General features: G+C 60.8%; 19 protein-coding genes, 1 tRNA gene and 2 pseudogenes. 8 read left to right on the top strand and 14 right to left on the bottom strand.

The features are described from left to right. Positions 1-38 precede the first annotated feature (38 nt). The 4 genes from ACYCFC_RS04115 to ACYCFC_RS04100 form a co-directional block, all read right to left on the bottom strand. Positions 39-776 carry an S-methyl-5'-thioinosine phosphorylase gene (locus ACYCFC_RS04115; protein WP_459653194.1) on the bottom strand — a complete coding sequence of 246 codons (738 nt, stop codon included), beginning with the start codon at positions 774-776 and terminating at the stop codon, positions 39-41. A 13-nt stretch (positions 777-789) separates the two neighbouring features. Further along, the gene (gene nagZ / locus ACYCFC_RS04110; RefSeq protein WP_459653193.1) at positions 790-1,788 is read right to left on the bottom strand and encodes a beta-N-acetylhexosaminidase; all 999 of its coding nucleotides are present in this window, start codon (positions 1,786-1,788) and stop codon (positions 790-792) included. Between the two features lie 16 nt (positions 1,789-1,804). Continuing rightward, positions 1,805-2,329 (bottom strand): L,D-transpeptidase family protein, encoded by a 525-nt coding sequence (locus ACYCFC_RS04105; protein ID WP_459653192.1) that lies wholly within the window; start codon positions 2,327-2,329, stop codon positions 1,805-1,807. Positions 2,330-2,396: 67 nt separating this feature from the next. Next, positions 2,397-3,104 (bottom strand): TetR/AcrR family transcriptional regulator, encoded by a 708-nt coding sequence (locus ACYCFC_RS04100; RefSeq protein ID WP_181084534.1) that lies wholly within the window; start codon positions 3,102-3,104, stop codon positions 2,397-2,399. Positions 3,105-3,294: 190 nt separating this feature from the next. Here ACYCFC_RS04100 and lexA point away from each other — a divergent pair, with 190 nt between their 5' ends. Next, positions 3,295-3,903 (top strand): transcriptional repressor LexA, encoded by a 609-nt coding sequence (gene lexA / locus ACYCFC_RS04095; protein ID WP_181084537.1) that lies wholly within the window; start codon positions 3,295-3,297, stop codon positions 3,901-3,903. A gap of 10 nt (positions 3,904-3,913) precedes the next feature. Beyond that, complete coding sequence (gene sulA, locus ACYCFC_RS04090) at positions 3,914-4,390, top strand: SOS-induced cell division inhibitor SulA (protein ID WP_459653191.1); 477 nt, start codon at positions 3,914-3,916, stop codon at positions 4,388-4,390. Positions 4,391-4,463: 73 nt separating this feature from the next. On the opposite strand, the gene ACYCFC_RS04085 is transcribed toward sulA, so the two are convergent. Beyond that, positions 4,464-4,697, bottom strand: coding sequence for a hypothetical protein (locus tag ACYCFC_RS04085; RefSeq protein WP_181084540.1), 234 nt, complete (start codon positions 4,695-4,697; stop codon positions 4,464-4,466). Between the two features lie 368 nt (positions 4,698-5,065). Between ACYCFC_RS04085 and ACYCFC_RS04080 the strand changes: the two genes are divergently transcribed. Beyond that, positions 5,066-5,905 (top strand): DMT family transporter, encoded by an 840-nt coding sequence (locus ACYCFC_RS04080; RefSeq protein WP_459653190.1) that lies wholly within the window; start codon positions 5,066-5,068, stop codon positions 5,903-5,905. 8 nt (positions 5,906-5,913) lie between these two features. Here the strand turns inward: ACYCFC_RS04080 and ACYCFC_RS04075 are convergent, their stop codons facing one another. From ACYCFC_RS04075 to fadB, 5 genes are all read right to left on the bottom strand, one after another. Next, positions 5,914-6,432 carry a DUF6586 family protein gene (locus tag ACYCFC_RS04075; protein WP_181084544.1) on the bottom strand — a complete coding sequence of 173 codons (519 nt, stop codon included), beginning with the start codon at positions 6,430-6,432 and terminating at the stop codon, positions 5,914-5,916. Positions 6,433-6,520: 88 nt separating this feature from the next. Beyond that, positions 6,521-9,130, bottom strand: coding sequence for a type I DNA topoisomerase (topA, locus tag ACYCFC_RS04070; RefSeq protein WP_459653189.1), 2,610 nt, complete (start codon positions 9,128-9,130; stop codon positions 6,521-6,523). Positions 9,131-9,408: 278 nt separating this feature from the next. Beyond that, positions 9,409-9,642 carry a DUF1653 domain-containing protein gene (locus ACYCFC_RS04065; RefSeq protein WP_181084548.1) on the bottom strand — a complete coding sequence of 78 codons (234 nt, stop codon included), beginning with the start codon at positions 9,640-9,642 and terminating at the stop codon, positions 9,409-9,411. Positions 9,643-9,867: 225 nt separating this feature from the next. After that, positions 9,868-11,043: an acetyl-CoA C-acyltransferase FadA gene (fadA, locus tag ACYCFC_RS04060; protein ID WP_459653188.1), complete on the bottom strand. Its 1,176-nt coding sequence runs from the start codon at positions 11,041-11,043 to the stop codon at positions 9,868-9,870. Between the two features lie 18 nt (positions 11,044-11,061). After that, positions 11,062-13,209, bottom strand: a complete 2,148-nt coding sequence (fadB, locus tag ACYCFC_RS04055) for a fatty acid oxidation complex subunit alpha FadB (RefSeq protein ID WP_459653187.1) — start codon at positions 13,207-13,209, stop codon at positions 11,062-11,064. A gap of 405 nt (positions 13,210-13,614) precedes the next feature. Between fadB and ACYCFC_RS04050 the strand changes: the two genes are divergently transcribed. Together ACYCFC_RS04050 and ACYCFC_RS04045 are read left to right on the top strand one after the other, a co-directional pair. Continuing rightward, positions 13,615-15,648 (top strand): S9 family peptidase, encoded by a 2,034-nt coding sequence (locus ACYCFC_RS04050; RefSeq protein ID WP_459653186.1) that lies wholly within the window; start codon positions 13,615-13,617, stop codon positions 15,646-15,648. Between the two features lie 82 nt (positions 15,649-15,730). Next, positions 15,731-16,087, top strand: coding sequence for a YgaP family membrane protein (locus ACYCFC_RS04045; protein ID WP_459653185.1), 357 nt, complete (start codon positions 15,731-15,733; stop codon positions 16,085-16,087). A 58-nt stretch (positions 16,088-16,145) separates the two neighbouring features. Here ACYCFC_RS04045 and ACYCFC_RS04040 read toward each other — a convergent pair whose 3' ends face one another. From ACYCFC_RS04040 to ACYCFC_RS04030, 3 genes are all read right to left on the bottom strand, one after another. Next, a complete protein-coding gene (locus ACYCFC_RS04040) occupies positions 16,146-16,433 on the bottom strand; it encodes a topoisomerase II (protein WP_181084558.1) in 288 nt (95 codons plus the stop codon). Between the two features lie 56 nt (positions 16,434-16,489). Next, positions 16,490-17,710 carry an aspartate aminotransferase family protein gene (locus ACYCFC_RS04035; RefSeq protein ID WP_459653184.1) on the bottom strand — a complete coding sequence of 407 codons (1,221 nt, stop codon included), beginning with the start codon at positions 17,708-17,710 and terminating at the stop codon, positions 16,490-16,492. A 140-nt stretch (positions 17,711-17,850) separates the two neighbouring features. Continuing rightward, a complete protein-coding gene (locus ACYCFC_RS04030) occupies positions 17,851-18,540 on the bottom strand; it encodes a crotonase/enoyl-CoA hydratase family protein (RefSeq protein WP_459653183.1) in 690 nt (229 codons plus the stop codon). Positions 18,541-18,760: 220 nt separating this feature from the next. Here ACYCFC_RS04030 and ACYCFC_RS04025 point away from each other — a divergent pair. Beyond that, positions 18,761-18,850, top strand: a tRNA-Ser gene (locus ACYCFC_RS04025). Positions 18,851-19,085: 235 nt separating this feature from the next. After that, positions 19,086-20,351 (top strand): annotated as a pseudogene (locus tag ACYCFC_RS04020) (restriction endonuclease); the annotation flags it as partial. Positions 20,352-20,359: 8 nt separating this feature from the next. Here ACYCFC_RS04020 and ACYCFC_RS04015 read toward each other — a convergent pair. After that, positions 20,360-21,522 (bottom strand): IS3 family transposase gene (locus ACYCFC_RS04015; protein ID WP_459652135.1). Its coding sequence is split into 2 segments (ribosomal slippage): positions 20,360-21,267 and positions 21,267-21,522, totalling 1,164 coding nucleotides; the frame shifts between segments, so codons are not numbered across the junction. 64 nt (positions 21,523-21,586) lie between these two features. On the opposite strand from ACYCFC_RS04015, the pseudogene ACYCFC_RS04010 reads away from it, so the two are divergent. Then, a pseudogene (locus ACYCFC_RS04010) lies at positions 21,587-25,531 on the top strand (type ISP restriction/modification enzyme); the annotation flags it as partial. Positions 25,532-25,561: the final 30 nt, after the last annotated feature.

Here is a 25,561-nt window from a genome sequence, read left to right as displayed (position 1 = left end):
AATTTCGCACACCCGCGTTACACCTTGCCGACAGGCCTTCATTCGGCCAATACACGTGCCAGTACCGCTCGCACCTTGACTATGCCCTCGACCAGGGCGGCTTCGATCTCGGCCATGGTGATGATCCCGGTACTTTTGCCCGCCGCCGGATTGACCACCAGCGCCAGACACGCATAGGGCAGCTCCAGCTCACGTGCCAGCACAGCTTCCGGCATGCCGGTCATGCCCACGATATCGCAGCCGTCGCGCTCCATTCGCGCGATCTCGGCCACCGTTTCCAGCCGTGGGCCCTGGGTACAGCCATAGACACCATGGCTGCTGAACGGATAGCCCTCAGCCATCAGGCCGGCAATCAGGCGCTGGCGCAGCGCTTCGTCATAGGGGTAGCTGAAATCGACATGGGTAACCTGCTCGATATCGCCCTCGAAGAAGGTCTGCTCGCGGCCATGGGTGTAATCGATGATCTGGTGCGCCACGCATAGATGGCCGGTGCCCATGGCCGGGTGAATGCCGCCTACCGCATTCACCGCGACTATCGCCTGCGCACCGGCCTGCTTCAGCGCCCAGAGGTTGGCGCGATAGTTGACCTGGTGCGGGGGTATCCGGTGCGGATGGCCGTGACGGGCGAGGAACAGCACCTCGCGCCCGGCATATTCGCCCCGCATGATCTCTGCTGATGGCGCCCCGTAAGGCGTCTGCATGACCAGCCTTTGCTGCAGGACGAAGCCGCTCAACTCGGTCAGGCCGGTACCGCCGATGAAGGCATGGACAGTCATGGAGCCTTCCTTCTCAGTCGATCAGTTCTGCCGCTTTCAGCGCAGCTACGGACGCACGCCAGCGAGGATTCTGTTTGTATTCGGGGGCGACATCGAAGCGGCCACGCATCTTGCCCAGACTCGCCGAAGGCGTCATCTTCAACTGCTGCACGGCGACCAGCGCCAGCTCGGCTGCGGCCCGGTCATTGCACACCAGGCCCATGTCGCAACCCGCCGAGAGCGCCACCCGAATGCGTTCGCCCGCATCGCCCGCCACATGGGCGCCGGCCATGGACAGGTCGTCGCTGAAGATGACGCCGCCAAACCCCAGTTCGCCGCGCAGGATGTCCTGCAGCCAGCGCCGCGAAAAACCCGCCGGTTGCGCATCGACGCTCGGATAGATGACGTGGGCCGGCATGACGGCATCGAGCTGACCACTCAAACGCTGGAACGGGATCAGATCGACCGCACGTAGCTGATCCAGGCTGCGCTCGTCCACCGGGATCGCCACATGAGAATCGGCCTCTGCCCAGCCGTGCCCCGGAAAGTGCTTGCCCGTGCTGGCCATTCCCGCCTCGCGCATGCCCTTCATAAAGGCAGCCGCGAGGTCCGCAGCGCGCAGCGGATCACCTTCGAATGCCCGCGTGCCGACCACGGCGCTGCGCTGATGATCCAGGTCCAGCACCGGTGCAAAACTGAAGTCCAGCCCCACTGCCCGCACTTCGGTGGCCATCACCCAGCCACAGCTTTCAGCCAGCTGCAGCGCATCGGCACGCCGGGCGAACTCGCGCATTGCCGGCAAACGGACGAAATCGCGCCGCAGCCGCTGAACCCGACCGCCCTCCTGATCGACCGCCAGCAACAGCCCGGGGCGTATCGCGCGAATCGCCCGGCACAGCTCACGCACCTGGCGCGGGTGCTCGATATTGCGCGCGAACAGAATCAGCCCGCCGACTTCCGGCTGACGCAGCAGGTGGCGATCCTCGGCAGTCAGCCAGGTGCCGGCGATGTCCAGCATCAATGAGCCTTGCATGATAGTGAGCAGATCCTTAATTGAGTGTGGCGCCTGACCAGCTCGGGCAGGCTTCTTCCCCTATCTGTACCGCGCAGCCCGCCGGCACCAGGGGGAAAAGATCGAGCAGGTCGGCATTGCGCAGCCTGATGCAGCCATGGGAAAGCGGTACGCCCATGGGCTCCGTATCGGGCGTGCCATGCAGATAGATGTAGCGACGAAAGGTATCGACCGCGCCCAGACGGTTGTAGCCGGGTTCGCAGCCACTGAGCCAGAGAATGCGGGTCAGGATCCAGTCGCGGCCCGGAAATTGCGCATGCAGCTCGGGGCTCCAGACCTCACCGGTCCAGCGCCGCCCGCGCAGCACGGCGCCAACAGGCAGGCCGTCACCAATCCGCGCACGTACCTGGTGACGACCGCGCGGCGTGCAACCGGAACCGTTGGGTTCACCCGCGCCATTCAACGCAGTGGATACGGGCAAGCGGACGCGCAGCCTGCCGGCGCTGAAGCCGTAGAGCATCTGGTCGGCGATGGAGATATGCAGCAGATCGAGATCGGACATGGCCGCTAGCTTACCGGTCAATCCGTGATCGCGCATCCGGACAGGCTGTTGAAAGCGCTGGCGAGATTCACCCCTTGGGCGTCATCGCCAGGGCATTGCGCCGCACAATGGGATGCGCCTGGGCCAGAGTCGAATCGTCCACGCCCGAGTCGGCACGCATACCCGCTGCCAGGAACGGCACCATCATCCGCATGACCTGTTCGATGGAAGTCCTCGCCCCGAAATCGTTTTCGGCGATGGCGCGCAACGCCTTGATGCCGGACATGCTGAAGGCCGCCGCACCCAGCATGAAATGCACACGCCAGAAGAGTTCGATCGGCGGTATCGAAGGCGCCGCTTCATGCACCCGCAGCATATAGCGCCGGAACACCTTGCCGTACATATCATCCAGATAGCGGCGCAGGTGGCCCTGGCTCTGGCTGAACGACAGGCCCAGCAGACGCATGAAGATCGACAGATCGTCGCCGCTGCGCGGCTTCACCGCCAGCGCCTGCTCAACGAGGATTTCCAGCAGCTCTTCGAGGCTTTCCTTGCGGTCTGACTGTGCTTCGCGCCTGTCCAACTCACGTTCGAGGCTGACACAGAAAGGGCCGAGAAAACGGGAGAAGACCGCCTGGATAAGCGCCTTCTTGGAGCCGAAGTGATAGTTGACCGCCGCCAGATTGACTCCAGCCTTGCTGGTGATCAGGCGAAGCGAAGTCTCGGCGAAGCCCTTTTCCGCAAACAGCTGTTCCGCTGCATCAAGAATCCGCTCCACTGTTTCCGACTGCGCCATGCCCCCTCCAAAACGACAAACACGTGTTTGAAACTTACGTTTCACGCGAGAACAAGTCAACCGCGACCATCTGCCCATCATACGCAACAGGCTCTCGCCCGGGGCTTGCCGCCGATGATCGAAACAACGATTGCCAAGCCACCGACACTGTATATAATCCCAGTCACTGTATAAAAGAACAGAGACCGCCATGATCAAGCTGACCCCTCGCCAGTCGGAAATCCTTGCCTTCATCAAGCGCTGCCTGGAAGAAAACGGCTACCCGCCGACGCGTGCGGAGATCGCTCAGGAACTGGGTTTCAAATCCCCCAACGCCGCCGAGGAGCATCTGAAAGCGCTGAGAAACAAAGGTGCTATCGAAATGACGCCCGGCGCATCGCGCGGGATACGTATTCCCGGCTTCGAACCCGCCGCCGATGAAAGCGGCCTGCCGATCATTGGCCGTGTCGCCGCCGGGGCACCCATCCTGGCCCAGCAACATATAGAAGAGTCCTGCCAGATCAACCCCACGTTCTTCCATCCCCCTGCCGATTATCTGCTGCGGGTACATGGCATGAGCATGAAGGATGTCGGCATTTTCGATGGCGATCTGCTCGCCGTCCACACTGCCCGTGAAGCACGCAACGGGCAGATCGTCGTGGCCCGCATCGACGATGAAGTGACGGTAAAGCGCTTCAAGCGCGAGGGGAAGAAGGTCTGGCTGCTGGCGGAAAATCCCGAGTTCGCCCCTATCGAAGTCGATCTGGAACAACAGGAACTGGTTATCGAAGGCTTGAGCGTCGGCGTCATTCGCCGCTAAGGAGAGGTCCATGCAGTACCAAACCACCGCCAGTAAACCACCACAGCTTTCCCTGTTCGAAGGGCTCATCGCTCACAGCCTGACGCCTTTCGCGAACATCACGCGCGTCCCGACACAGACTGCTGAGGAGCGTCTCAGCGAAATGACCCTGAGCGGCAGCGACGGCCATTGCCGCCTGTTGCTCGCGCCCATTTTGCGTGAACTCAGCGAAGCGGCGGATACCCGCTGGCTGACACTGATCGCACCACCGACCTCGCTCTCCCAGAGCTGGCTGCGGGAAAGCAGCCTCAATCGCGACCGCATCCTGCTGCTGCCGGCCCGCGAGACCCAGGACACGCTGGAACTGGCCTGCAAGGCATTGATGTCAGGCTGCAGCCATACGGTGATCACCTGGTTCCCTCGCATCGACCGGGCCAGCCGACTGAGACTGCGCGCCGCCGCCGAGCTTGGGCGCACGCAAAGCCTGAACATACGCTTGGGCAACTGAAACGCGCGGCACATGGATGTGCCTTTCCCCCGCAGAATCCGTCCTTCCAGCAATCACGCTCGCGCCACGGCAATCAATGCAGTACGTGCGCAACCTCTTCCTGCACGAACTCTCCTTCCGCCATCTGCCCGGCCATTTGCACACCTACGCTGAACATCGCCTTGGCGATTTCGACGTGCTGCCCTTGCAGAAACACCTTCGCGTCGTCGGAGAAATCCAGCGTGACCAGCACCCCTTCGTCCTCCGCACGACGCAGCACTATGCTGCCGTCGGGTAGCTCGACGATTTCCAGAAAAGACGTTGGCATGAGTCTGCTCCCCGTGAAAGGCGCGCATTGTAGCAGCCGACCAGCCAGCCGGCAGCCCTCTGGTCGAACGAGCCAGGGCAATCGCGCTATGCGCTCAAAAAGCCGAAAACAGCGCTGGAAAGCTGGAGGCTGAACGACAAGCGATCCAGGTTCGAGCGCACATGGCGTTTTTTTTCGTCCAGCCTCCAGCGCTTTTATCGAACGACCATCGCAGAATGACGCCATAGCGCGATCGCCCTGTCGAACGAGCCGGGAAGGCTCAGCTTCGTCGGGGGATGCGCTGCAGCCTGATCGCGCATAGCATGGGCAAACATGACAACAGACCCGACCTTCAGCCGGGCGATCTTCGACAAAGGGAACTTGCCCGCGTGACCACCAGAACCCTGCTACTCACCGCCTTGGCCATGCTCGCTTTCGCTGGCAACTCGCTGCTCTGCCGCGTTGCGCTGCGCGATACGGACATCGATCCGGCAAGTTTCACCGCGCTGCGCCTGCTGGCTGGCGCGCTGGTGCTGTGGTTGCTGCTTCGCTTGCGCCAGGGGACTGGTGCCCCGGCAGGCAGTTGGTCGGGCGCAGTGACACTGTTCCTGTACGCGGCTGCCTTTTCCTACGCCTATGTGAAGCTCGATGCGGGCGCCGGTGCGCTCATGCTGTTCGCTGCGGTGCAGCTGAGCATGATCGCCTGGGGACTGTTCAAGGGCGAGTGGCTCTCACCCATGCAGACCCTGGGCTCAGCCCTGGCGCTGGCTGGCCTGATTGGCTTGTTGCTGCCCGACGCCAGCGCGCCGGCGATGGGCGCCGCGCTGCTGATGATTCTGTCCGGGGTCGCCTGGGGCGCCTATTCGCTGCTGGGGCGTGGCACCCGCGATCCGCTGGCGGCAACCGCCGGCAACTTCATCCGCGCGCTGCCGATAGCGGCGGTACTGTGCCTGCTGGCGTTGCCTGGCCTGGAATGGGATCGCGCCGGGGTGATCTATGCGCTGCTTTCCGGCGGTCTGACGTCGGGCATCGGCTATGCCCTCTGGTATGCAGTGCTACCGCGCCTGGCGGCAACCCAGGCCGCCAGCATCCAGCTCAGCGTGCCACTGCTGACCGTCCTCGCGGGAAGCCTGCTACTGGGTGAGGCATTGACTGGCCGGCTGGTGATTACCGGCCTTGCGATACTCGGTGGCATCGTGCTGGTGCTCTGGGCTGGGAAGAAGGCCTGAGCCGCGTTTCACCACTCCGTGAGGGATTCGCGGTAGCGCAGGGTCAGCTCCTTCAGTTGCTGTCGCCAGGTCGCCACCTCATCAGCCGACAGCGGCGCCACCTCATCGTCCACACCGACCGCCTCGATCAAGGGCAGACTGGGATCGGTCTTGGCCTTGGCCGGCGCACGAGGCGGCTCGAACAGCGCCGCATGGGCAGCCAGCAACTGCGCCAGCCAGCTCTGCGGCTGCCCGGCGAGCTCCATGAGTTCGGCAAGCTCGGGACTCGGTGACGAATCCTGCGGCGAGCGGGTGAGCAGCAGCTCCACCCGCGCCGCATTGGCGCCCGGCAGACGGTAGTAGCCGGCAATCTCGTGACAGAGCCCCAGCAACGCCCCATAGAGATGGAACAGGCAAGCCTCGCGCTCGGCCTGCACGGGACCTTGCGCACCGACGCCGCCCTGCTCCTCGGCCCGCCGCCAGTTGTTCAGCGCCAGCCCGGCGAAGTAGAGCTTCTGATTGGTTCGGGTGTAGCGCTCATGTGCCATGGGCGGCAGCCTCATTTCAAGAAAAGTTCCGAGGCTGTAGCCAGCGTCCCTCCAGCCTCCAGCCTCAAGCGCCGTTATCGGCTTGAAGCTATTTTGCGCTCTTGTCCTCGACCTTCCACTTGCCGCCGTCGAAGAAGGCTTTCCAGCCCGTCGGCTTGCCGTTCACCTCGGTCTGCACGTACTGCTCCTTGGTCTTGCGGCTGTAGCGGATGACCGCTGGCCGGCCTTCCGGATCCTTCTTCGGCGCATCCAGCAGGAAGTGATACTTCGGATCGATCTCATCTTTGTGCGGGATCAGCTCCAGCACCAGCGGTGCGCGGGTCTCGCGGTTCTTCGGGAACTGACTGGCAGCCAGGAACAGCCCGGACGCGCCGTCGCGCAGCACGTAGGTGTCATCGACCTTCTCGCACTTGAGCTCGGGCATCTTCACCGCGTCCATCTTCGGCGGCGCCGCCTCGCCGCTCTTGAGCAGCTTGCGGGTGTTCTTGCATTCGGCATTGGTGCAGCCGAAGAACTTGCCGAAACGACCGGTCTTGAGTTGCATTTCGCTGCCGCACTTGTCGCATTCCAGGCTCGGACCTTCGTAGCCCTTGATGCGGTATTGCCCCTCTTCGATCTCGTAGCCGGTGCAATCCGGGTTGTTGCCGCAGATATGCAACTTGTGCGTCTCGTCCAGCAGATAGGCATCCATGGCGGTGCTGCAGATCGAGCAGCGGCGCTTGCCCAGCAACACCCGCGATTCGGACTCGCCCTCGTCGTCGGCGGCGATCTCGTCGCCCGGAATCAGGTTGACCGTGGATTTGCAGCGCTCCTTCGGCGGCAGGCTGTAGCCGGAGCAGCCGAGGAACACGCCAGTGGAGGCGGTGCGGATCATCATCGGTCGGCCACAGACCTTGCACGGGATATCGGTCAGGGTCGGCTGGTTGGCGCGCATGCCATTTTCGCCGGCTTCGGCGATTTCCAGCTTCTTGCGGAAGTCACCGTAGAACTCGTCCAGCACGGCCTTCCACTCGCGTTCGCCCTGGGCGACGTCGTCGAGGTGTTCTTCCATGCCGGCGGTAAAGCCGTAGTCCATCAGGTTGTTGAAACTCTCCGAAAGGCGCTCGGTGACGATGTCGCCCATCTTCTCGGAGTAGAAACGACGGTTGTGCAGCGACACGTAGCCGCGATCCTGGATGGTGGAAATGATCGCCGCATAGGTGGATGGACGACCGATGCCGCGCTTTTCCATTTCCTTGACCAGGCTCGCTTCCGAGAAACGCGCCGGCGGTTTGGTGAAATGCTGGCTCGGGTCGAGCTTGAGCAGCGCCATGGCATCGCCCTTGTTCATCTCCGGCAGCACATCGTCTTCGCCGCCCTTGCTCTGCTGCGGCATGACCTTGGTGTAACCGTCGAACTTGAGAATACGGCCCTTGGCGCGCAGCTCGAAATTGCCTGCCACCACCGTGACGCTGGTGGACAGATACTGTGCTGGCGGCATCTGGCAGGCAACGAACTGGCGCCAGATCAGCTCATACAGACGCTCGGCATCGCGCTCCATGCCAGACAGCTGGGTCGGACGCAGGTTGACATCGGAGGGGCGGATCGCTTCGTGCGCTTCCTGGGCGCCCTCCTTGCTGGAATAAACGCTGGGCTTCTCCGGCAGATACTTGTCGCCGAACTCGTCCTGGATGAAGCCGCGCACCATATCGATGGCATCCGCCGACAGGTTGGTGGAGTCGGTACGCATGTAGGTGATGTAGCCGGCTTCATACAGACGTTGCGCCATCATCATGGTTTTCTTCACGCCGAAGCCGAGGCGGTTGCTCGCTGCCTGCTGCAGGGTCGACGTGATGAAGGGCGCGGACGGCTTGCTGCTGGTCGGCTTGTCTTCGCGCTTGCTGACGCTGTAGCTCGCGCCCTGCAGCTGCTCCAGTGCGGCCATGGCATGGCCTTCATTCAGCGGCTTGAACGCCTGGCCATTTTCCCGCGCGACCTCGAAGCGAACCTTGGCCTTGTCAGCCGTGGCGAGGTCGGCGTGGACTTCCCAGTACTCTTCCGGAACGAAGGCGCGGATCTCGCGCTCACGCTCGACCACCAGCTTCACCGCCACCGACTGCACGCGACCCGCTGACAAGCCCCGGGCAATCTTCGACCACAGTAGCGGCGAAACCATGTAGCCCACCACACGGTCGAGGAAGCGCCGCGCCTGTTGCGCATTGACACGGTTGATATCCAGCTCGCCTGGCTTGGAGAAGGCCTCCTGGATCGCCTTCTTGGTGATCTCGTTGAATACCACGCGCTTGAAGCGGCTGTCGTCACCGCCAATGGATTCGCGCAGGTGCCAGGCGATCGCCTCCCCCTCTCTATCCAAGTCGGTCGCGAGATAAATGGTGTCGGCTTCCTTGGCCAGACGGCGCAGTTCCTCGATCACCTTTTCCTTGCCGGGCAGGATTTCGTATTTGGCTTTCCAGCCGTGCTCCGGATCGACACCCATGCGGGTGAAGAGCTGGCGCTTGGCCTTTTCCTTGGGCGACAGCGCAGGCGCTTCGGCGACCGCAGCCTTGCCACGCTTGACCGGCTCGCGGGAAGCGGAACCGCTGGTGGGAAGGTCGCGGATGTGGCCGATACTCGATTTCACCACGTACTGGCTGCCCAGATACTTGTTGATGGTCTTGGCCTTGGCCGGTGATTCCACGATGACCAGCGATTTACCCATGGAGAGGAGAGTTCCTGAATCGAGAGGTGAACTGAGAAGATTTGCTCCGCAGTGCGAAAAAACTGCACTGTCGGAAAGGTGCGAAGCGGCGTTTCATCCGCCGCACAGGACACTCCATGCCCGAAAATAGTTCTTCATCCGCAGTCAGCATGGCTGTCCAGCGGGTCTTGCATCAAGCCGGATCGGGTCACAGCGCCTTCGCTCTGCCCCAAAAGCACCGCTATATATAGTGGCGAGCGAGCCAAGGTCAAGCGCAAGGACCAAGCCCGTCGGCAGGTTCAGCCGCCAAAGAGGCTGGATTCTTCCTCGATCAATGCGAAGCGAGGCAGCGTTTCGCCATCGACCTCGACCGTTTCGGTGAACATCGACAGCGGCCGGACCCAGAGCCCGAAATCCCCGTACAACGCCTGGTAGAACACCATGAACTCTTCCGTTTCGGAATGCTGGGCCACCGCGAATACCCGGTACTCGGGTCCCTTGTAATGACGGTAACGCCCTGGGGTGATCTGCATTTCGGCTGCCTCTGCAAAATAATGACGGTCCTGAAATGAAAACCGGGGCACAAGGCCCCGGCTTCCTTCCGTGCTCGAACAGCTTAGCAGCCAGTTGAAAAACGTAGGCGAGGCAGGCAAGACAAGGCGAGAACAGGCGAGAGCGCGGAGTTTAGTGATCTAAATGAGCAGCTCGAGCCTGTTTTCAACGCAGTATTGCCAACGCAGCCAGTTTTTCAACACCTGTTAGACGCGTTCGAACACCGTGGTGATACCTTGTCCCAGCCCGATACACATCGTGGACACGCCAAGGGTACCGCCATTCTGCTTCATGACGTTCAGCAGCGTGCCGGAGATACGCGCTCCGGAGCAACCGAACGGATGGCCCAGTGCGATGGCGCCGCCATGCAGGTTGACCTTCTCGTCCATCTTGTCGAGCAGCTTGAGATCCTTGAGCACCGGCAGCGCCTGCGCAGCGAAGGCCTCGTTCAGTTCGACGTGGCTGATGTCGTCCATGGTCAGGCCGGCGCGCTTGAGCGCCTTCTGCGTAGCCGGCACCGGACCGTAGCCCATGATCGCCGGATCGACCCCGGCCAGCGCCATGGAACGGATCACCGCCAACGGCTCGATGCCCAGGTCCTTGGCCCGCTGAGCGCTCATCACGATCATGCAGGACGCGCCGTCGGTGATCTGCGAGGACGTACCCGCCGTCACGGTGCCGCCCTTGGGGTTGAACGCAGGCTTGAGGGTGGCCAGGCTTTCCAGGGTGGTTTCCGGGCGAATGGTTTCGTCGTAGTCGAAGACCTTGAGGAAGCCGTTCTCGTCGTGACCCTGCATCGGGATGATTTCATCCTTGAACAGGCCTTCGACGGTCGCCTTGTGCGCCAGGCGGTGCGAGCGCTCACCGAAGGCGTCCTGCTGCTCGCGGGTGATGCCGTGCATCTTGCCGAGCATTTCGGCGGTCAGGCCCATCATGCCGGACGCCTTGGCGGCGTGCAGCGACAGCTGCGGGTTCGGATCGACGCCATGCATCATGCTGACGTGGCCCATGTGCTCGACACCACCGATGACGAACACGTCACCGTTGCCGGTCATGATCGCCTGGGCGGCGGTGTGCAGCGCGCTCATCGAAGAACCGCACAGGCGGCTGACGGTCTGTGCCGCGCTGGTGTGGGGAATGCGGGTCAGCAGCGAAGCCATGCGGGCGATGTTCCAGCCCTGCTCCAGGGTCTGGTTGACGCAGCCCCAGATCACATCTTCCACTTCTGCCGGATCGATCTTCGGGTTGCGCGCGAGCACACCGTCGATCAGTTGCGCAGACATGGTCTCGGCGCGGGTGTTGCGGTGCATGCCGCCCTTGGAACGACCCATCGGGGTACGGCCGAAGTCGACAATGACGACGTCTCTCGGATTAAGGCTCATATCTTCACTCTCGCTCGATTAACCGTAGAAGCGCTGGCCGTTGGCAGCCATTTCACGCAGCTTCGCAGTCGGGTGGTACAGCGGGCCCAGGTCGGCGTACTTGTTGGCCAGCGCCACGAACTCGGCGACACCGATCGAATCGATGTAGCGCAGTGCACCCCCACGGAAGGGAGGGAAACCGATGCCATAGATCAGGCCCATGTCGGCTTCGGCGGCGGTCTCGACGATCTTGTCTTCCAGGCAGCGAACGGTTTCCAGGCACAGCGGGATCATCATGTAGTTGATGATGTCCTCGTCGGACAGCTCGCGGGTCTCGCTGACGATCGGCTTGAGCAGCTCGTAGGATTGCGGGTCGACGACCTTCTTCGGCTTGCCCTTCTTGTCCACTTCATAGACGTAGAAGCCCTTGCCGTTCTTCTGGCCCAGGCGGTTGGCCTCGTACATGACATCGATTGCGGTTCTGCCATCGTCCTTCATGCGATCCGGGAAGCCTTCGGCCATCACGTCACGGCCGTGGTGGCCGGTATCCATGCCGACGACGTCCATCAGGTAAGCCGGGCCCATGGGCCAGCCGAACTTCTCCATCACCTTGTCGGCGCGCACGAAGTCGACACCGTGGGCGATGGCGCGGGCGAAGCCGCCGAAGTACGGGAACAGCACGCGGTTGACCAAAAAGCCCGGGCAATCGTTGACCACGACCGGGCTCTTGCCCATCTTCTTGGCGTAGGCGACGGTGGTGGCGATGGCGGTTTCACTGGTCTTCTCGCCACGGATGACTTCCACCAGCGGCATCATGTGCACCGGGTTGAAGAAGTGCATGCCGCAGAAGTTTTCCGGACGCTTGAGCGCCTGGGCCAGCAGGCTGATGGAGATGGTGGAGGTGTTGGAGGCGATGATCGCGTCCTCGCGCACCAGGCCTTCGACTTCGGCCAGTACCGCCTGCTTGACCTTGGGGTTCTCGACCACGGCCTCGACGACGATGTCGACGTTGCCGAAATCACCATAGGAGGTGGTCGGGCGAATCGCATTGAGGGCTTCGGCCATCTTCGCCGGGGTCATGCGACCCTTCTCGACGCGCTTGCCGAGCAGCTTGGACGCCTCGTCCAGGCCCATCTGGATGCCTTCCTCGCGGATATCCTTCATCAGGATCGGCGTACCCTTGATGGCTGACTGGTAAGCGATGCCGCCACCCATGATGCCAGCGCCGAGTACGGCAGCCAGTTTCACCTCGCGGGCCTGCTTGTCGTAGTTCTTGGCCTTCTTCTTCAGCTCCTGGTCGCTTAGGAACAGACCGACCAGGCTCTCGGCGACCGAGGTCTTGGCCAGCTTGGCGAAGCCGGCGGCCTCGACTTCGATGGCCTTGTCACGCCCGAAGTTGGCTGCTTTCTGAATGGACTTGATGGCTTCGACCGGCGCCGGGTAGTTCGGACCCGCCTGACCGGCAACGAAGGCCTTGGAGGTCTCGAACGACATCATCTGCTCGATGGCGTTGAGCTTGAGCTTTTCCAGCTTCGGCTGACGCTTGGCCTTGTAGTCCAGCTCACCGGAAATGGCGCGCTTGACCAGATCCAGCGCCGCAGCCTGCAGTTGCTCGGGCGCGACCACGGCATCGACGGCATGTACTTTCAGCGCGTCTTCGGCGCGGTTTTCCTTGCCAGAGGCGATCCACTCGACGGCATTGTCGACACCGATCAGGCGCGGCAGACGCACGGTGCCGCCGAAGCCCGGGTAGATGCCCAGCTTGACTTCCGGCAAACCGATCTTGGCCGCACTGGACATGACGCGGTAGTCAGCCGCCAGGCACATCTCGAAACCGCCACCCAGGGCGATGCCGTTGATGGCGACGACGGTAGGCACGCCCAGGTCTTCGAAATCGCTGAAGATCTTGTTCGCTTCGAGGTTGCCGGCGACCAGTTCCTCGTCCGGGAGCTTGAAGTTATCGACGAATTCGGTGATGTCGGCGCCGACGATGAAGACGTCCTTGCCGCTGCTGACGATAACGCCCTTGACCGAAGCGTCGGCCTTGATGGCGTCGACGGCCTGGCGCAGTTCGTTGAGGGTGAGGCGATTGAACTTGTTGACGGACTCACCCTTGAGGTCGAAATTCAATTCGACGATGCCACTCTCAAGAGCCTTAACCGTGATGGCTTTACCTTCGTAAATCATCAACTGATCTCCAGATATGGAAGCTGAACGTTACGTGTCGCACGTCGTCGGTCTTCATGACCGTCATCGAAACCGATGACCCGACACCCACCGACACGATAATCAGGGTAGACGGCATTTGCATGGCAAACGCTCGATTCATACGCCCGTTTGATTGGGTGGACACACCTTCATGGAAAAGCACCCGCTTGTCAATCGGCGATCAAGCCAGAAGCTCACTCGGGCCATCGTTCTGCAGATCAATGACCGCAGGACCGTAGGGCCGAACTTGTTCGGCCAGCAAGCCCCGCAAAAGGCCGAACAAGTATTCCGCGCATCGCCATGGACGGATGCCCCCTCACAAGCACACGAACGCCTTGTACACTGCAAACCCTTCCAGCCGCCCCGTCTCGTCAGGAGTTTCCCATGCCCGCCCCCATTGCCCGCATCGATCACGGTCAGGACCCTTACAAGTGGCTGGAGAACCGCGACGCACCCGAGGTGCTCGACTACCTCAAGGCGGAAAATGCCTGGCTGGAGGAACAGCTGCTCGATCAGAGCACATTGCGCGAAACGCTGTTCCAGGAGATCAAGGGCCGCATCCGCGAGACCGACCTGTCACTACCCTCGCCTTGGGGGCCATGGCTGTATTACCAGCGCACCACAGCCGGCGATGAGTACCCGCGCCATTACCGCTGCCCGCGCCCTATCGACGGCTCGTTCAGCGTAGACGAAAACACCGAACAGCTATTGCTCGATCCCAATGAGCTGGCCGGCGGGGGCTTCCTGTCGCTGGGCGCCTTCAGCATCAGCCAGGATCACAGCAAGCTGGCCTACAGCCTCGACACCCAGGGCGACGAGATCTACCGGCTGTTCGTCAAGGATCTGGCCAGCGGCGAAGTCAGCGCCCTGCCCTTCGACAATTGCGACGGCAGCATGGTCTGGGCCAACGACAACCAGACACTGTTCTTCGGCGAACTCGACGACACCCATCGCCCGCACAAGATCCATCGCCACCGCCTGGGCAGCGAAGGCCGCAGCGAGGTCTATCACGATCCGGATGGTCGCTATTTCGTGCATTGCTACCGCGCCAGTTCCGAACGCCAGCTGGTGATCCTCTCCAACAGCAAGACCACCAGCGAAGCCTGGGTACTGCCAGCCGACGAGCCCGAAGGCCGCTGGACCTGTCTCGCCCCACGCGAGGAAAACCATGAGTACTACCCCGACCACGGCCTGCAGAATGGCCAGTGGCACTGGTTCGTGCGCAGCAACCAGGCCGGGATCAACTTCGCCCTGTACCTGGCAGCGGAAAGTGCACCGCAGCGCGAGCACTGGCAGGAGCTGGTCGCCCACCGCGACGAGGTGATGCTCGAGGACATCAGCCTGAATGCCGGCGCCCTCACCCTCAGCCTGCGCGAAGCCGGCCTGCCGATCATCGAAGTACGACCTCAGGACAGCACACCCTATCGCCTGCAACTGCCGGACGCGGCCTACAGCCTGCACGTGCAGAACACCCTGGAGTTCGACAGCCCGGTGATCCGCCTGCGCTACGAGGCGCTGAATCGTCCCGCGCAGATTCGTCAGCTGCAACTGGCCGATGGTGAACAGAAGGTCTTGAAGGAAACCCCTGTGGAAGGTCCCTTCGACGCCGACGCCTACGAGAGCCGGCGCATCTGGGCCACAGCCCCGGACGGCACCCAGGTGCCCATCAGCCTGGTCGGGCGCCGCGAAACCTTCGGCAAGGCCGCACCGCTCTATCTGTACGGCTACGGCGCCTACGGCCACAGCCTCGACCCCTGGTTCTCCCACGCGCGGCTGTCGCTGCTCGAGCGTGGCTTCATCTTCGCCATCGCCCACGTGCGCGGCGGCGGCGATCTGGGTGAGGCCTGGTATCGCGCCGGCAAGCTGGAACACAAGACCAACACTTTCAACGACTTCATCGCCTGCGCGGAAAAGCTGATCGCCGACAGCTACACCACGCCGCAACGCCTGGCCATCAGCGGCGGCAGTGCCGGCGGCCTGCTGATCGGTGCGGTGCTGAACATGCGCCCGGCCCTGTTCGGTGCCGCCATCGCCGAGGTACCTTTCGTCGATGTGCTGAACACCATGCTCGATGAAGACCTGCCATTGACAGTCACCGAGTACGACGAATGGGGCAACCCCAACGAACCGGACGTGCATGCCCGGATCAAGGCCTATGCGCCCTACGAAAACGTGCAGACGCAGGCCTACCCGGCAATCCTGGCCGTGGCCGGCTACAACGACAGTCGCGTCCAGTACTGGGAGGCGGCGAAATGGGTCGCCAGGCTGCGCGCCCGCAAGACCGATGACAATCTGCTGCTGCTCAAGACCGAACTCGGCGCCGGCCATGGCGGCATGAGTGGCCGTTACCAGGCGCTCAAGGATGCCGCGCTGGAATACGCGTTCGTGCTGAAGGTGTTCGCTCTCGCAGATGTCTGAATTTGCGCTTCCGACCTGTGGCTGGAACGCTCCAGAGCCGCAGCAGTCATCTCATTCAGACCATCGAGCTGGAGCGAGCATCATGAAACAGAATTCTTCACATTCGACCCCCAACGTGCATGGCTGGGAGCGCGCGGCTTCCATTGCCGGCGGGCTTTATTTCATGGGCAAGGGCCTTGGCCGCGGCGGCCTGGGAGGAATCGTGCAGCTGGCCATGGGTGGCATGGCACTGGCTCGGGGCATCAGCGGCCACTGCGAGGCCAAGCGGGTGCTCTGCGAACTGAACGAGCATGCACCGAAGGCCGAAGGCACCTCGCGCGGCATGCCCCTGCATGGCGATACCAATCGGCAGCAACTGGAAGCCAATGCCGAGGCTGCAACCGCCACTGCGACGGTAACCGGAAACGATTCGCTGAAGAGTCCGCCGGCAGGCGTTTGAACCTGCCCTGCGAGAAAAATGCGCGGCGGCGCCAGCATGGCCGCCGCCAAACCATCAGTCAGTGATCGTGGCCACAATCAGGCCCGTGCACATGCTCTTCGTCGCCCGCCTCGATGGGCTCCATTTCCAGCTCCAGGCTGACCAGGTTGGTCGCCAGCGGACGCAGCAGCAGGTTGGCATATTCGGTGTCGCTCTCTTCTACGTCGACACCAATCATCAGTTGATTGTTGCCGACCTGCTGAATCCACACCTCACGGCCCTGCCACATCACGGCAAAACGGGTGCAGGACGTTTCCAGCTGGGTGCCGTCCACATCTTCGAGAATAAGTTGCAAGGCATCGCTCATATCGGTTCTCTCTGTCTGGGAAATGCAGGGCGGCGCAACCGCCCCGCGAAGGAAAATCAGGCCCGGGTCAGCTTTGCCAGGGCACACTCGAAACGCGCCAGCCCCTCGACGATGTCCGCCTCCTCGATCACCAGGCTCGGTGCCAGGCGGATCACGTCCGGGCCGGCCTGCAACAGCATCAGCGCCTCCTGCTCGGCGGCATCGAAAATCTCCCGGGCGCGGCCCTTCCAGGCGTCGTTCAGCACGCAGCCGATCAGCAGGCCCATGCCGCGCACCTGGCTGAACACACCGTAGCGCTCGCCCAGTTCCAGCAGCCCACTCTTCAGGCGCTCGTGCCGATCCCGAACGCCCTGCAACACTTCCGGCGTATTGACGATATCGACCACCGTCTCCGCCACCGCACAGGCCAGCGGGTTGCCGCCGAAGGTGGTGCCGTGGGTGCCGACGCTGAAGTGCTGGGCGACCTTGTCGGTGGTCAGCATCATACCGATGGGAAAACCGCCACCGAGGCTTTTGGCGTTAGTCAGGATGTCCGGCGTGACGCCGTAATGCATGTAGGCGAACAGCTCGCCGGTGCGTCCCAGACCGGTCTGCACTTCGTCGAAGATCAGCAGCGCGCCGTGCTCGTCGCAGAGTTTGCGCGCGCCCTCAAGGTAAGCCTGGTCCGCCGGCAGCACGCCGCTCTCGCCCTGGATCGGCTCCAGCACCACGGCACAGGTTTTGTCGGAGATGGCGGCCTTCAGCGCCTCCAGATCGTTGTAAGGCACATGCTTGATGCCCTCGATCTTCGGGCCGAAGCCATCGGAATACTTCGGTTGCCCGCCAACCGTCACGGTGAACAACGTGCGGCCATGGAAGCTGTTGATCGCCGAAATGATCTCGTACTTCTCCGCGCCGAAGTTGTCGTGGGCATAACGGCGTGCCAGCTTGAACGCCGCCTCGTTGGCCTCGGCGCCGGAGTTGCAGAAGAAGGCGCGGTCGGCAAAGGTTGCGTCCACCAGCTTTTTCGCCAGACGCAGGGCCGGCTCGTTGGTGAAGATATTCGAAATGTGCCAGAGCTTGCCGGCTTGCTCGGTGAGCGTCTGCACCAACGCGGGATGTGCGTGCCCGAGCACATTCACGGCGATGCCGCCGGTGAGGTCGATCAGTTCTCGCCCGCTTTGATCCCATACTCGCGAGCCCTGACCGCGCACCGGAATGAAGGCGGCTGGAGCGAAAGTGGGGACGATGACCTGGTCGAAATCGGAACGTTCTACCGGGGTGTGCGGGGCGGACATCAGGACTCTCCTGCGAAGCAACACGAATAGGAAATGAAACGCCCCAACAGTGTCGGGGCGTTGCAGGCGCAGTTTAAACGCAGGAATGACCGGAATGAGCGTCGGCTGGAAAATTCTCTTCCAGCCTGGCCAATGCCGTCTCAGCCGAAGTGCTGCTGGTCCAGCGCGATCGCCTGGTCCAGGGTTTCCAGCAGCGCCTTGCGTACCTTGCGCTTGGTGTTCTTATGCGCCGTCATGTTGATCTTCTGCAATTGCGCGGCGGCGGCTCGGGCCGTCGTCATCAGCTCTTCAGGTGCGACCACCTTGTCGAGGAAGCCTGCGTCCAGCGCGCCCTGCGGATCGAACATCTCGCCGTTGATCACCGAACGATGGAAGGCGGACTTGCGCAGGCGATCACGCGCCAGCTCGATACCGGCGTGGTGCATGGTCATGCCGATCTGCACTTCGTTGAGGCCGATATTGAATGCGCCCTCGACGCCGATGCGGTAATCGACCGACAGCAGCAGGAAGGCACCCTTGGCGATGGCATGGCCCGGGCAGGCAGCGATGATGGGGAAAGGATGCGCGAGCATCCGGCGTGACAGCGTGGAACCCGTGGCCACCAGCGCCATGGCGTTTTCGGGACCGGAGGTCATCACCTTGAGGTCGTAACCGCCGGACAGAATGCCCGGCTGCCCGGTAATAATCACCACGGCACGGTCCTGCTCGGCACGGTCCAGCGCCGCATTGAGCGCCTCGAAAACCGCCGGTGACAACGCATTGACCTTGCCATTATTCAGCGTCAGCGTGGCAATGCCGTCTTCAAGTTGGTAGGCAACCAGATCGCTCATGACTCGATTCCTTGTGTAGAAGTGGGCCGACGTTACCCAGCGCATTCCGCCACGTAAAGCGCCGTGACTGACTGGCAAGTCACGAAACCACGGGGTTCGCGCGGCCAGAAGAAAGCCGGCAGCAGCCCCTAAGCGCATGAAAAACCAAAAAACTTTTGCCATCCGGAAAGTGTTCGGCTACATTAGCGCGCCTCGACGGACAGCACGCCCGTCGAGATCCGGTGAGGTGTCCGAGCGGTTGAAGGAGCACGCCTGGAAAGTGTGTATACGAGAAATCGTATCGTGGGTTCGAATCCCACCCTCACCGCCACTTTCGCAATACTAAAACCCTGAAAACCAAGAAGTTTTCAGGGTTTTTTGCTTTCTAGCCCTGCCTCATCTGTCGAAGAACCGTTAAGAGAGGATTAAGCGTCACAGCGTCCTGCCGGCGACAGCTACACCCAGTTCGCGGCCTGCCAACTGCTCGAAGCAGCATCCACAGTGATAAACTCGGCACCATTTTGCGCAAGCATTGCGCCTGCTGTTTATCGAAAGGATCTTCGCGCATGACCGCCCTCTCCGCTCTGCTCGACACCTACCGCGCCGCCTCCGCCACCGAGCGCGAAAAAGGCACCTACTTTGAAGAGCTGATCTGCACCTACCTGCGCAACGAAGCCACTTACCGCGATCTATACGAGCAGGTGTGGACCTATGCCGACTGGGCCAAGGAACAGGGGTTGAGCGGGAAGGACGCAGGCATCGACCTGGTAGCCAAAACCCAGGGCACCGGCGAATACCACGCCATCCAGTGCAAGCTCTACGCCGAAGATTACAAAGTCCAGAAGAAGGACATCGACAGCTTCTTCACCGCCTCCGGCAAGGCGCCGTTCTCGCACCGCATCATCGTCACCACTACCAACAATTGGAGCGAGCACGCCGAAGATGCCTTGCAGGGTCAGCAGCCTCCGGTCAGCAAGATCGACCTGCGAGCCCTGGCAGATAGCCAGATTGATTGGGCCAAGTACCAACCCAGACAAACCGTTGCGCTCAAGGCCAAAAAGCAACTGCGCGAGCACCAGCAGACCGCGCTAAATGCCGTATCAGCCGGTCTCCAGGATGCCGAGCGAGGCAAGTTGATCATGGCCTGCGGCACCGGCAAGACCTTCACCAGCCTGAAGATCGCCGAGCGCTTGGCCGGAAAAGGCAAACGCGTGCTGTTCCTCGTGCCCAGCCTCTCGCTGCTGTCGCAGATCCTCACCGAATGGACCCAGGAAAGCGAAACCCCGTTGCACAGCTTCGCCGTGTGTTCCGACAGCGACGTAGGCAAGAAACGCAAGGTCGAGGATGACGCCGTACAGATTTTCACCCATGAGTTGCGCTACCCGGCTACCACCAAGGCGGATCGCCTGGCGGCGGAAATGCTCAAGCGCCACGATGACGACAACATGAGCGTGGTGTTTTCCACCTACCACTCCATCGACGTCATCAGCCGCGCCCAGCATGAGCATGATCTGGCCAACTTTGATCTGGTCATTTGCGACGAAGCCCATCGCACTACTGGCGCCACCTTCGGCGGCGACGACGAAAGCAGCTTCGTGCGTATCCACGATGCCGACTACATCCGTGCCACTAGACGTCTGTACATGACCGCCACTCCGCGCATCTATGGCGACAATGCCAAGGTCAAGGCCGAGTCCGGCGAAGTCACCCTCTGCTCGATGGACGACCCGGCGCTTTACGGCAAGGAGCTGTTCGTCATCAACTTCTCCGAGGCGGTCAACCGAAAGCTGCTGGTCGACTACAAGGTGCTGGTGCTGGCCGTCGAGGAAAATTGTAGTGGTCAACCCATCCCGGACAGTGGGTTAAGTTTTTCTTCGGCCACCGCAGGCGGTAACCCGTCGTTGAATTGATGCGGCCTGACCCAGTTGTAGCGGTGCATCAGGTAGTGGCTGATATCCCGCTGAGCTTCCTGTGCCGTCAGGTAACCGGTCTGCGGTATCCACTCCGACTTCAGGCTGCGGAATAGGCGTTCCATCGGCGAATTGTCCCAACAATTACCCCGGCGGCTCATGCTCTGCTGCATTCGGTAGCGCCACAGCCGCTGCCGGAACAAGCGGCTGGCGTACTGGCTACCCTGATCCGAATGGAACAGCACCTGCTGTGGCTTGCCGCGCTGCTCATAGGCCATATCGAGGGCTTTGATTACCAGCTCGGCATCCGGTTTGGCGGAGAACGCCCAGCCAACCACCCGACGCGTGTGCAGATCCAGCACCGCGGCCAGGTAATGCCAACGACCTTGCGCCCAGACGTAGGTGATGTCGCCGCACCACACTTGGTTCGGGCGCTGGACTGCGAACTCACGGTTCAGTCGATTCGGGATATCCGGGCGCTCAACCGTGGCCTGCTTGTAGGCGTGCGAGCCCGGCTGCTTGCTGACCAGCCCCAACTCACGCATCAGTCGACGCACACGGAAATGGCCGATCTCCACGCCGTCCTCGCGCAGCATACCCAGGATGCTTCGGCTGCCAGCCGAGCCCCGGCTTTGGTTAAACAACTCGTTGACCCGGCTACGTAGCGCGACGCGACGAGCATCTACACGGCGACGTCGAAGGCGATGGGCGTAGTAGCAAGATCGCGTCACATCGAAGGCTGAACAGACCACTTCTACCGGTTCCCGCTCACTCAACTGGTCTATCAGCGCGTACGATCGAGTTCGTCCGACATCAAGAGAGCGGTAGCCTTTTTTAATATCGCTTTCTCCCGCTCCAGCCGGTTGATCCTAGCCTCTAGCTCCTGGATCTTCTGCTGCTCGGGTGTCAGCGCTTTGCTTTTTGGGGTAACGCCCTGGCGCTCGTCTTGGAGTTGTTTCACCCATCGCCGCAAAGCCGAGTCCACGACGCCCAGCGAACGGCAGGCCTCGATATGGCTGTAGCCCTGATCTAGTACCAAGGCAGCTGCCTCTCGTTTGAACTCGGCGGAAAACGTACGTCGTTGCTTGCTCATCGAACACCTCTTAATGGCGAGGATTTTCGCCTAAATCGGTGTCCGGGATCAGTAGACCACTACAAATGCCATCAACCGCCACCTTCAGGAATTACTGAAAGACGAGAACAACCAGCTCAAGGTCGATGATGCCGCCAAGATCGTCGGTTGCTGGAAAGCCCTGGCCAAGCAGGGGCTGACCGAACAGCTGGACGGGGACGAACAGCCAATGCAGCGTGCCGTCGCCTTCTGCCAGGTCATCTCTCCGAACTACAAGGGCAGCAAACACAAGGTCAGCTCCGTCAATATTGCCAGCATGTTCAAGGCGGTAGTCGAGGCCTATCAGGCATCGGAGGAAATCGACGAAAGTGCCCGGCTGATTTGCGAAGCCGAACATGTCGATGGCGGCATGAACGCCGGCCAGAAGGAAGCCAAGCTGGCCTGGTTGAAGGAGGAAGCACCCGCCAACACCTGCCGCATCCTCAGCAACGTGCGCTGCTTGTCCGAAGGCGTAGACGTACCAGCCCTGGATGCGGTGCTGTTCCTCACGCCACGCAATTCCCAGGTGGACGTGGTGCAGTCGGTGGGCCGGGTGATGCGCAACGCGCCCGGCAAGAAGCGCGGCTACGTCGTGCTACCGGTGGTGATCCCCTCCAACATGACACCGCACGAAGCCCTGAACGATAACCAGATCTACCGGGTCGTCTGGCAGGTGCTGCAGGCCCTGCGCTCTCACGACGACAGCTTCGACGCCACCATCAACAAGCTCGACCTCAATGGCCCCGACCGACGCAAGATGGAAGTCATCGCCATCACCGACAAGGTGGAGAAAAAGGCCAAACGCAGCAGCGACACAGCGAACGGCCAGGCCGGCAAGGGCCAGTACGGTATCGGCGAAAATCGCAGCCGCTACGAAGCCGAAGGGCAGATGACGCTGCAAGCGGAAATGGTCTATGAGGTCGGAGAGATCGAGCGCGCCATCTACGCCAAGATCGTCGACAAGGTTGGCAACCGCCACCACTGGGAAGACTGGGCAGGCGACATCGCCAAGATCGCCAATACCCATATCGGTCGCATCCAAGGCATTCTCGACACACCGAGCAATACCCAGGAAACCGCTGCCTTCAATCATTTCGCCGAAGAGCTGCGCGACGGCCTAAACGACAGCATCAGCGACGGCGAAATCGTCGAGATGCTGGCCCAGCACCTGATAACCAAGCCAGTGTTCGACGCCCTGTTCGAGCAATACAGCTTCGCCCGCCACAACCCCATGTCCCAGGCTATGCAGAAAGTACTGGACGCCCTGCACGAACACCGCCTGGAGAAAGAAGCCGACACCCTGCAAAGCTTCTACGACAGCGTCAAGCTGCGTGCCGAAGGCATCGACAACGCGGCGGGCAAACAGAAGATCGTGGTCGAGCTGTACGACAAGTTCTTCCGCAACGCATTCCCACGCATGACTGAACGACTTGGCATCGTTTATACGCCGGTGGAAGTGGTGGACTTCATTATCCACAGCGTCAATGACGTATTGAAAAATAAGTTCGGCCAGTCACTGGGCAGCGATGGCGTCCATATAATCGATCCTTTCACGGGCACAGGCACGTTCATTACCCGCCTGCTTCAATCCGGCCTGATGACGCCCGAGCAGATCAAAAAGAAATACAACAAGGAAATCCACGCTAACGAACTGGTACTGCTGGCCTACTACATTGCAGCTATCAATATCGAAACCATCTATCATGATATCGTTGGCGGTGATTATGTGCCTTTCGAAGGTATCTGCCTGACCGATACTTTCCAGATGTACGAGAAGGATGACTTGATCAATGAAGTCTTGGTTGAAAACAGCGAGCGCCGGACACGACAGAAGAATCTGGATATTCGGGTAATCATCGGCAACCCGCCCTACTCCGTTGGCCAGGGCGACGCCAATGCCAATAATCAGAATATCGCCTACCCCTATCTCGACCGCCGGATTCGCGATACCTACGCAGCACGCTCCAGAGCCACCAACAAGAATGCCCTGTACGACAGCTACATTCGCGCCATCCGCTGGGCCAGCGACCGCCTACAAAATAGCGGCGTAATCGGCTTCGTGACCAATGCCGGCTTTATCGAAGCTAATACAGCAGCCGGCCTGCGGCACTGCCTGGCAGAAGAGTTCTCCAGCCTCTACGTCTTTCACCTACGCGGTAACCAGCGGACGTCGGGGGAGCTGTCCCGCAAGGAAGGCGGAAAGATTTTCGGCAGCGGCAGTCGTGCTCCTATTGCCATTTCGATATTGGTCAAGAATCCCGACGCCAAGGAACATGGTCGGATTTTCTTTCACGATATCGGTGACTACCTCAGTCGCGAAGAAAAGCTTGAGAAAATCAGCACTTATCTCAGCATTACTAGTATAGACAAAATACAAGGCTGGCAGTCCATCATCCCAAATGAACATGGTGATTGGTTGAAGCAACGCGATAACAGCTTCAATGAATTTATGACGCTGGGCGATAAAAATGGCGATAAACAAGGAGTATTTGCAAATTACTCATCTGGTGTAAAAACACAAAGAGACGCATGGGCTTACAACTCATCGAAATCAGCCCTAAGCGCAAACATGAAAAATATGATTGATTTCTATAATTCAGAAGTCACTCGTTTCTCACAAACCCATGGCTCGCTGGAAAGAAAAGAGCGAGAAAGAAAGGTGAATGACTTCATCAACACCAATGCCACCAAAATCAGTTGGAGCGACACATTAAAACAAGAGTTGATCAAAGAGAATAATTTTCCTTTCGAGGAAAGCTGCCTGACACCTAGCATATATCGGCCCTTTTCCAAGCAATGGCTCTATTACAACCGCCGTTTCAATGAAAGGGTGTATCAGATGACTGCCATTTACCCACCGGAAGGTAGCAACAACATCGCCATATGCCTACCTGGCCCTGGCGAAGATCGTCCATTTTCTGCGCTGGCGACACGCCATTTGCCAGACCTACACCTATTGCATGGAGGGCAGTGCTTTCCGGTGAATCTTTATGAGGCGAATATAGCCAGCCAGCCAGCCAGCCAGCCAGCCAGCCAGCCAGCCAGCCAGCCAGCCAGCCAGCCAGCCAGCCAGCCAGCCAGCCAGCCAGCCAGCCAGCCAGGATGTGGCGCCGAGCCGCCTAGTCAAGACCGTTCGTCCGAAAAATCTCACAATTTGTATCACTCAGATGGGCGGTCGCAGCGGCTTCTCCGTACTGATGACGGACACTCTGCCGAACCTTCATGTGCTGGACACGGTGCAGTGCTTCCCGATGTTCCTCTACGAAGAGGAGGAAGCGAAATGAACGAACCGACTACCGGCGATCTGTTCGAGACTGCACAACCCGAACAATCTCAAAACCAGGCTCGTACCCTGACCCGCCGCGACGGCATCACAGACGAGGGCCTGGCGCATTTCCAGTCGGCCTATCCCGGTGAAACCCTGACCAAGGAAGACCTGTTCTATTACATCTACGGCATCCTGCATTCGCCCGATTATCGCGAGCGATATGCCGACAACCTGAATAAAGAACTACCGCGTATTCCCCGCGTAAAGACCTTCGCCGACTTCCAGGCATTCAGCCAGGCCGGGCGCGAATTGGGCGAACTGCACGTCAACTACGAAAGCGCAGCCATGTACGCCGGCGTAAAGATCGACACCGGCAACAAACCTCTGACCGACGCGGACTATCGCGTCGAGAAGATGAAGTACGGTAAGAAGGGCAAAGAGAAAGACCTGACTACCCTGCACTACAACCCGCGTATCACCATTACCGGCATCCCGCTGGAAGCCTACGACTACGTGGTCAACGGCAAGCCAGCGCTGGATTGGGTGGTGGAAAGGCAAAGCGTGCGGGTGGACAAGGCCAGCGGCATCGTCAGCGACGCCAACGACTGGGCCATCGAGACGATGGGCAATCCGAAATATCCGTTGGAGCTGTTCCTGCGCGTGATCACCGTCAGCCTGGAAACCCAGAAGCTCGTAAACAACCTGCCGCCTCTGGATATCTGACCAAATAAAGGAAGCGCTGATAAAACCACT

It is taken from the genome of Stutzerimonas sp. NM35 (assembly GCF_054604355.1).
This window is presented reverse-complemented; position numbering and strand designations above follow the sequence as displayed.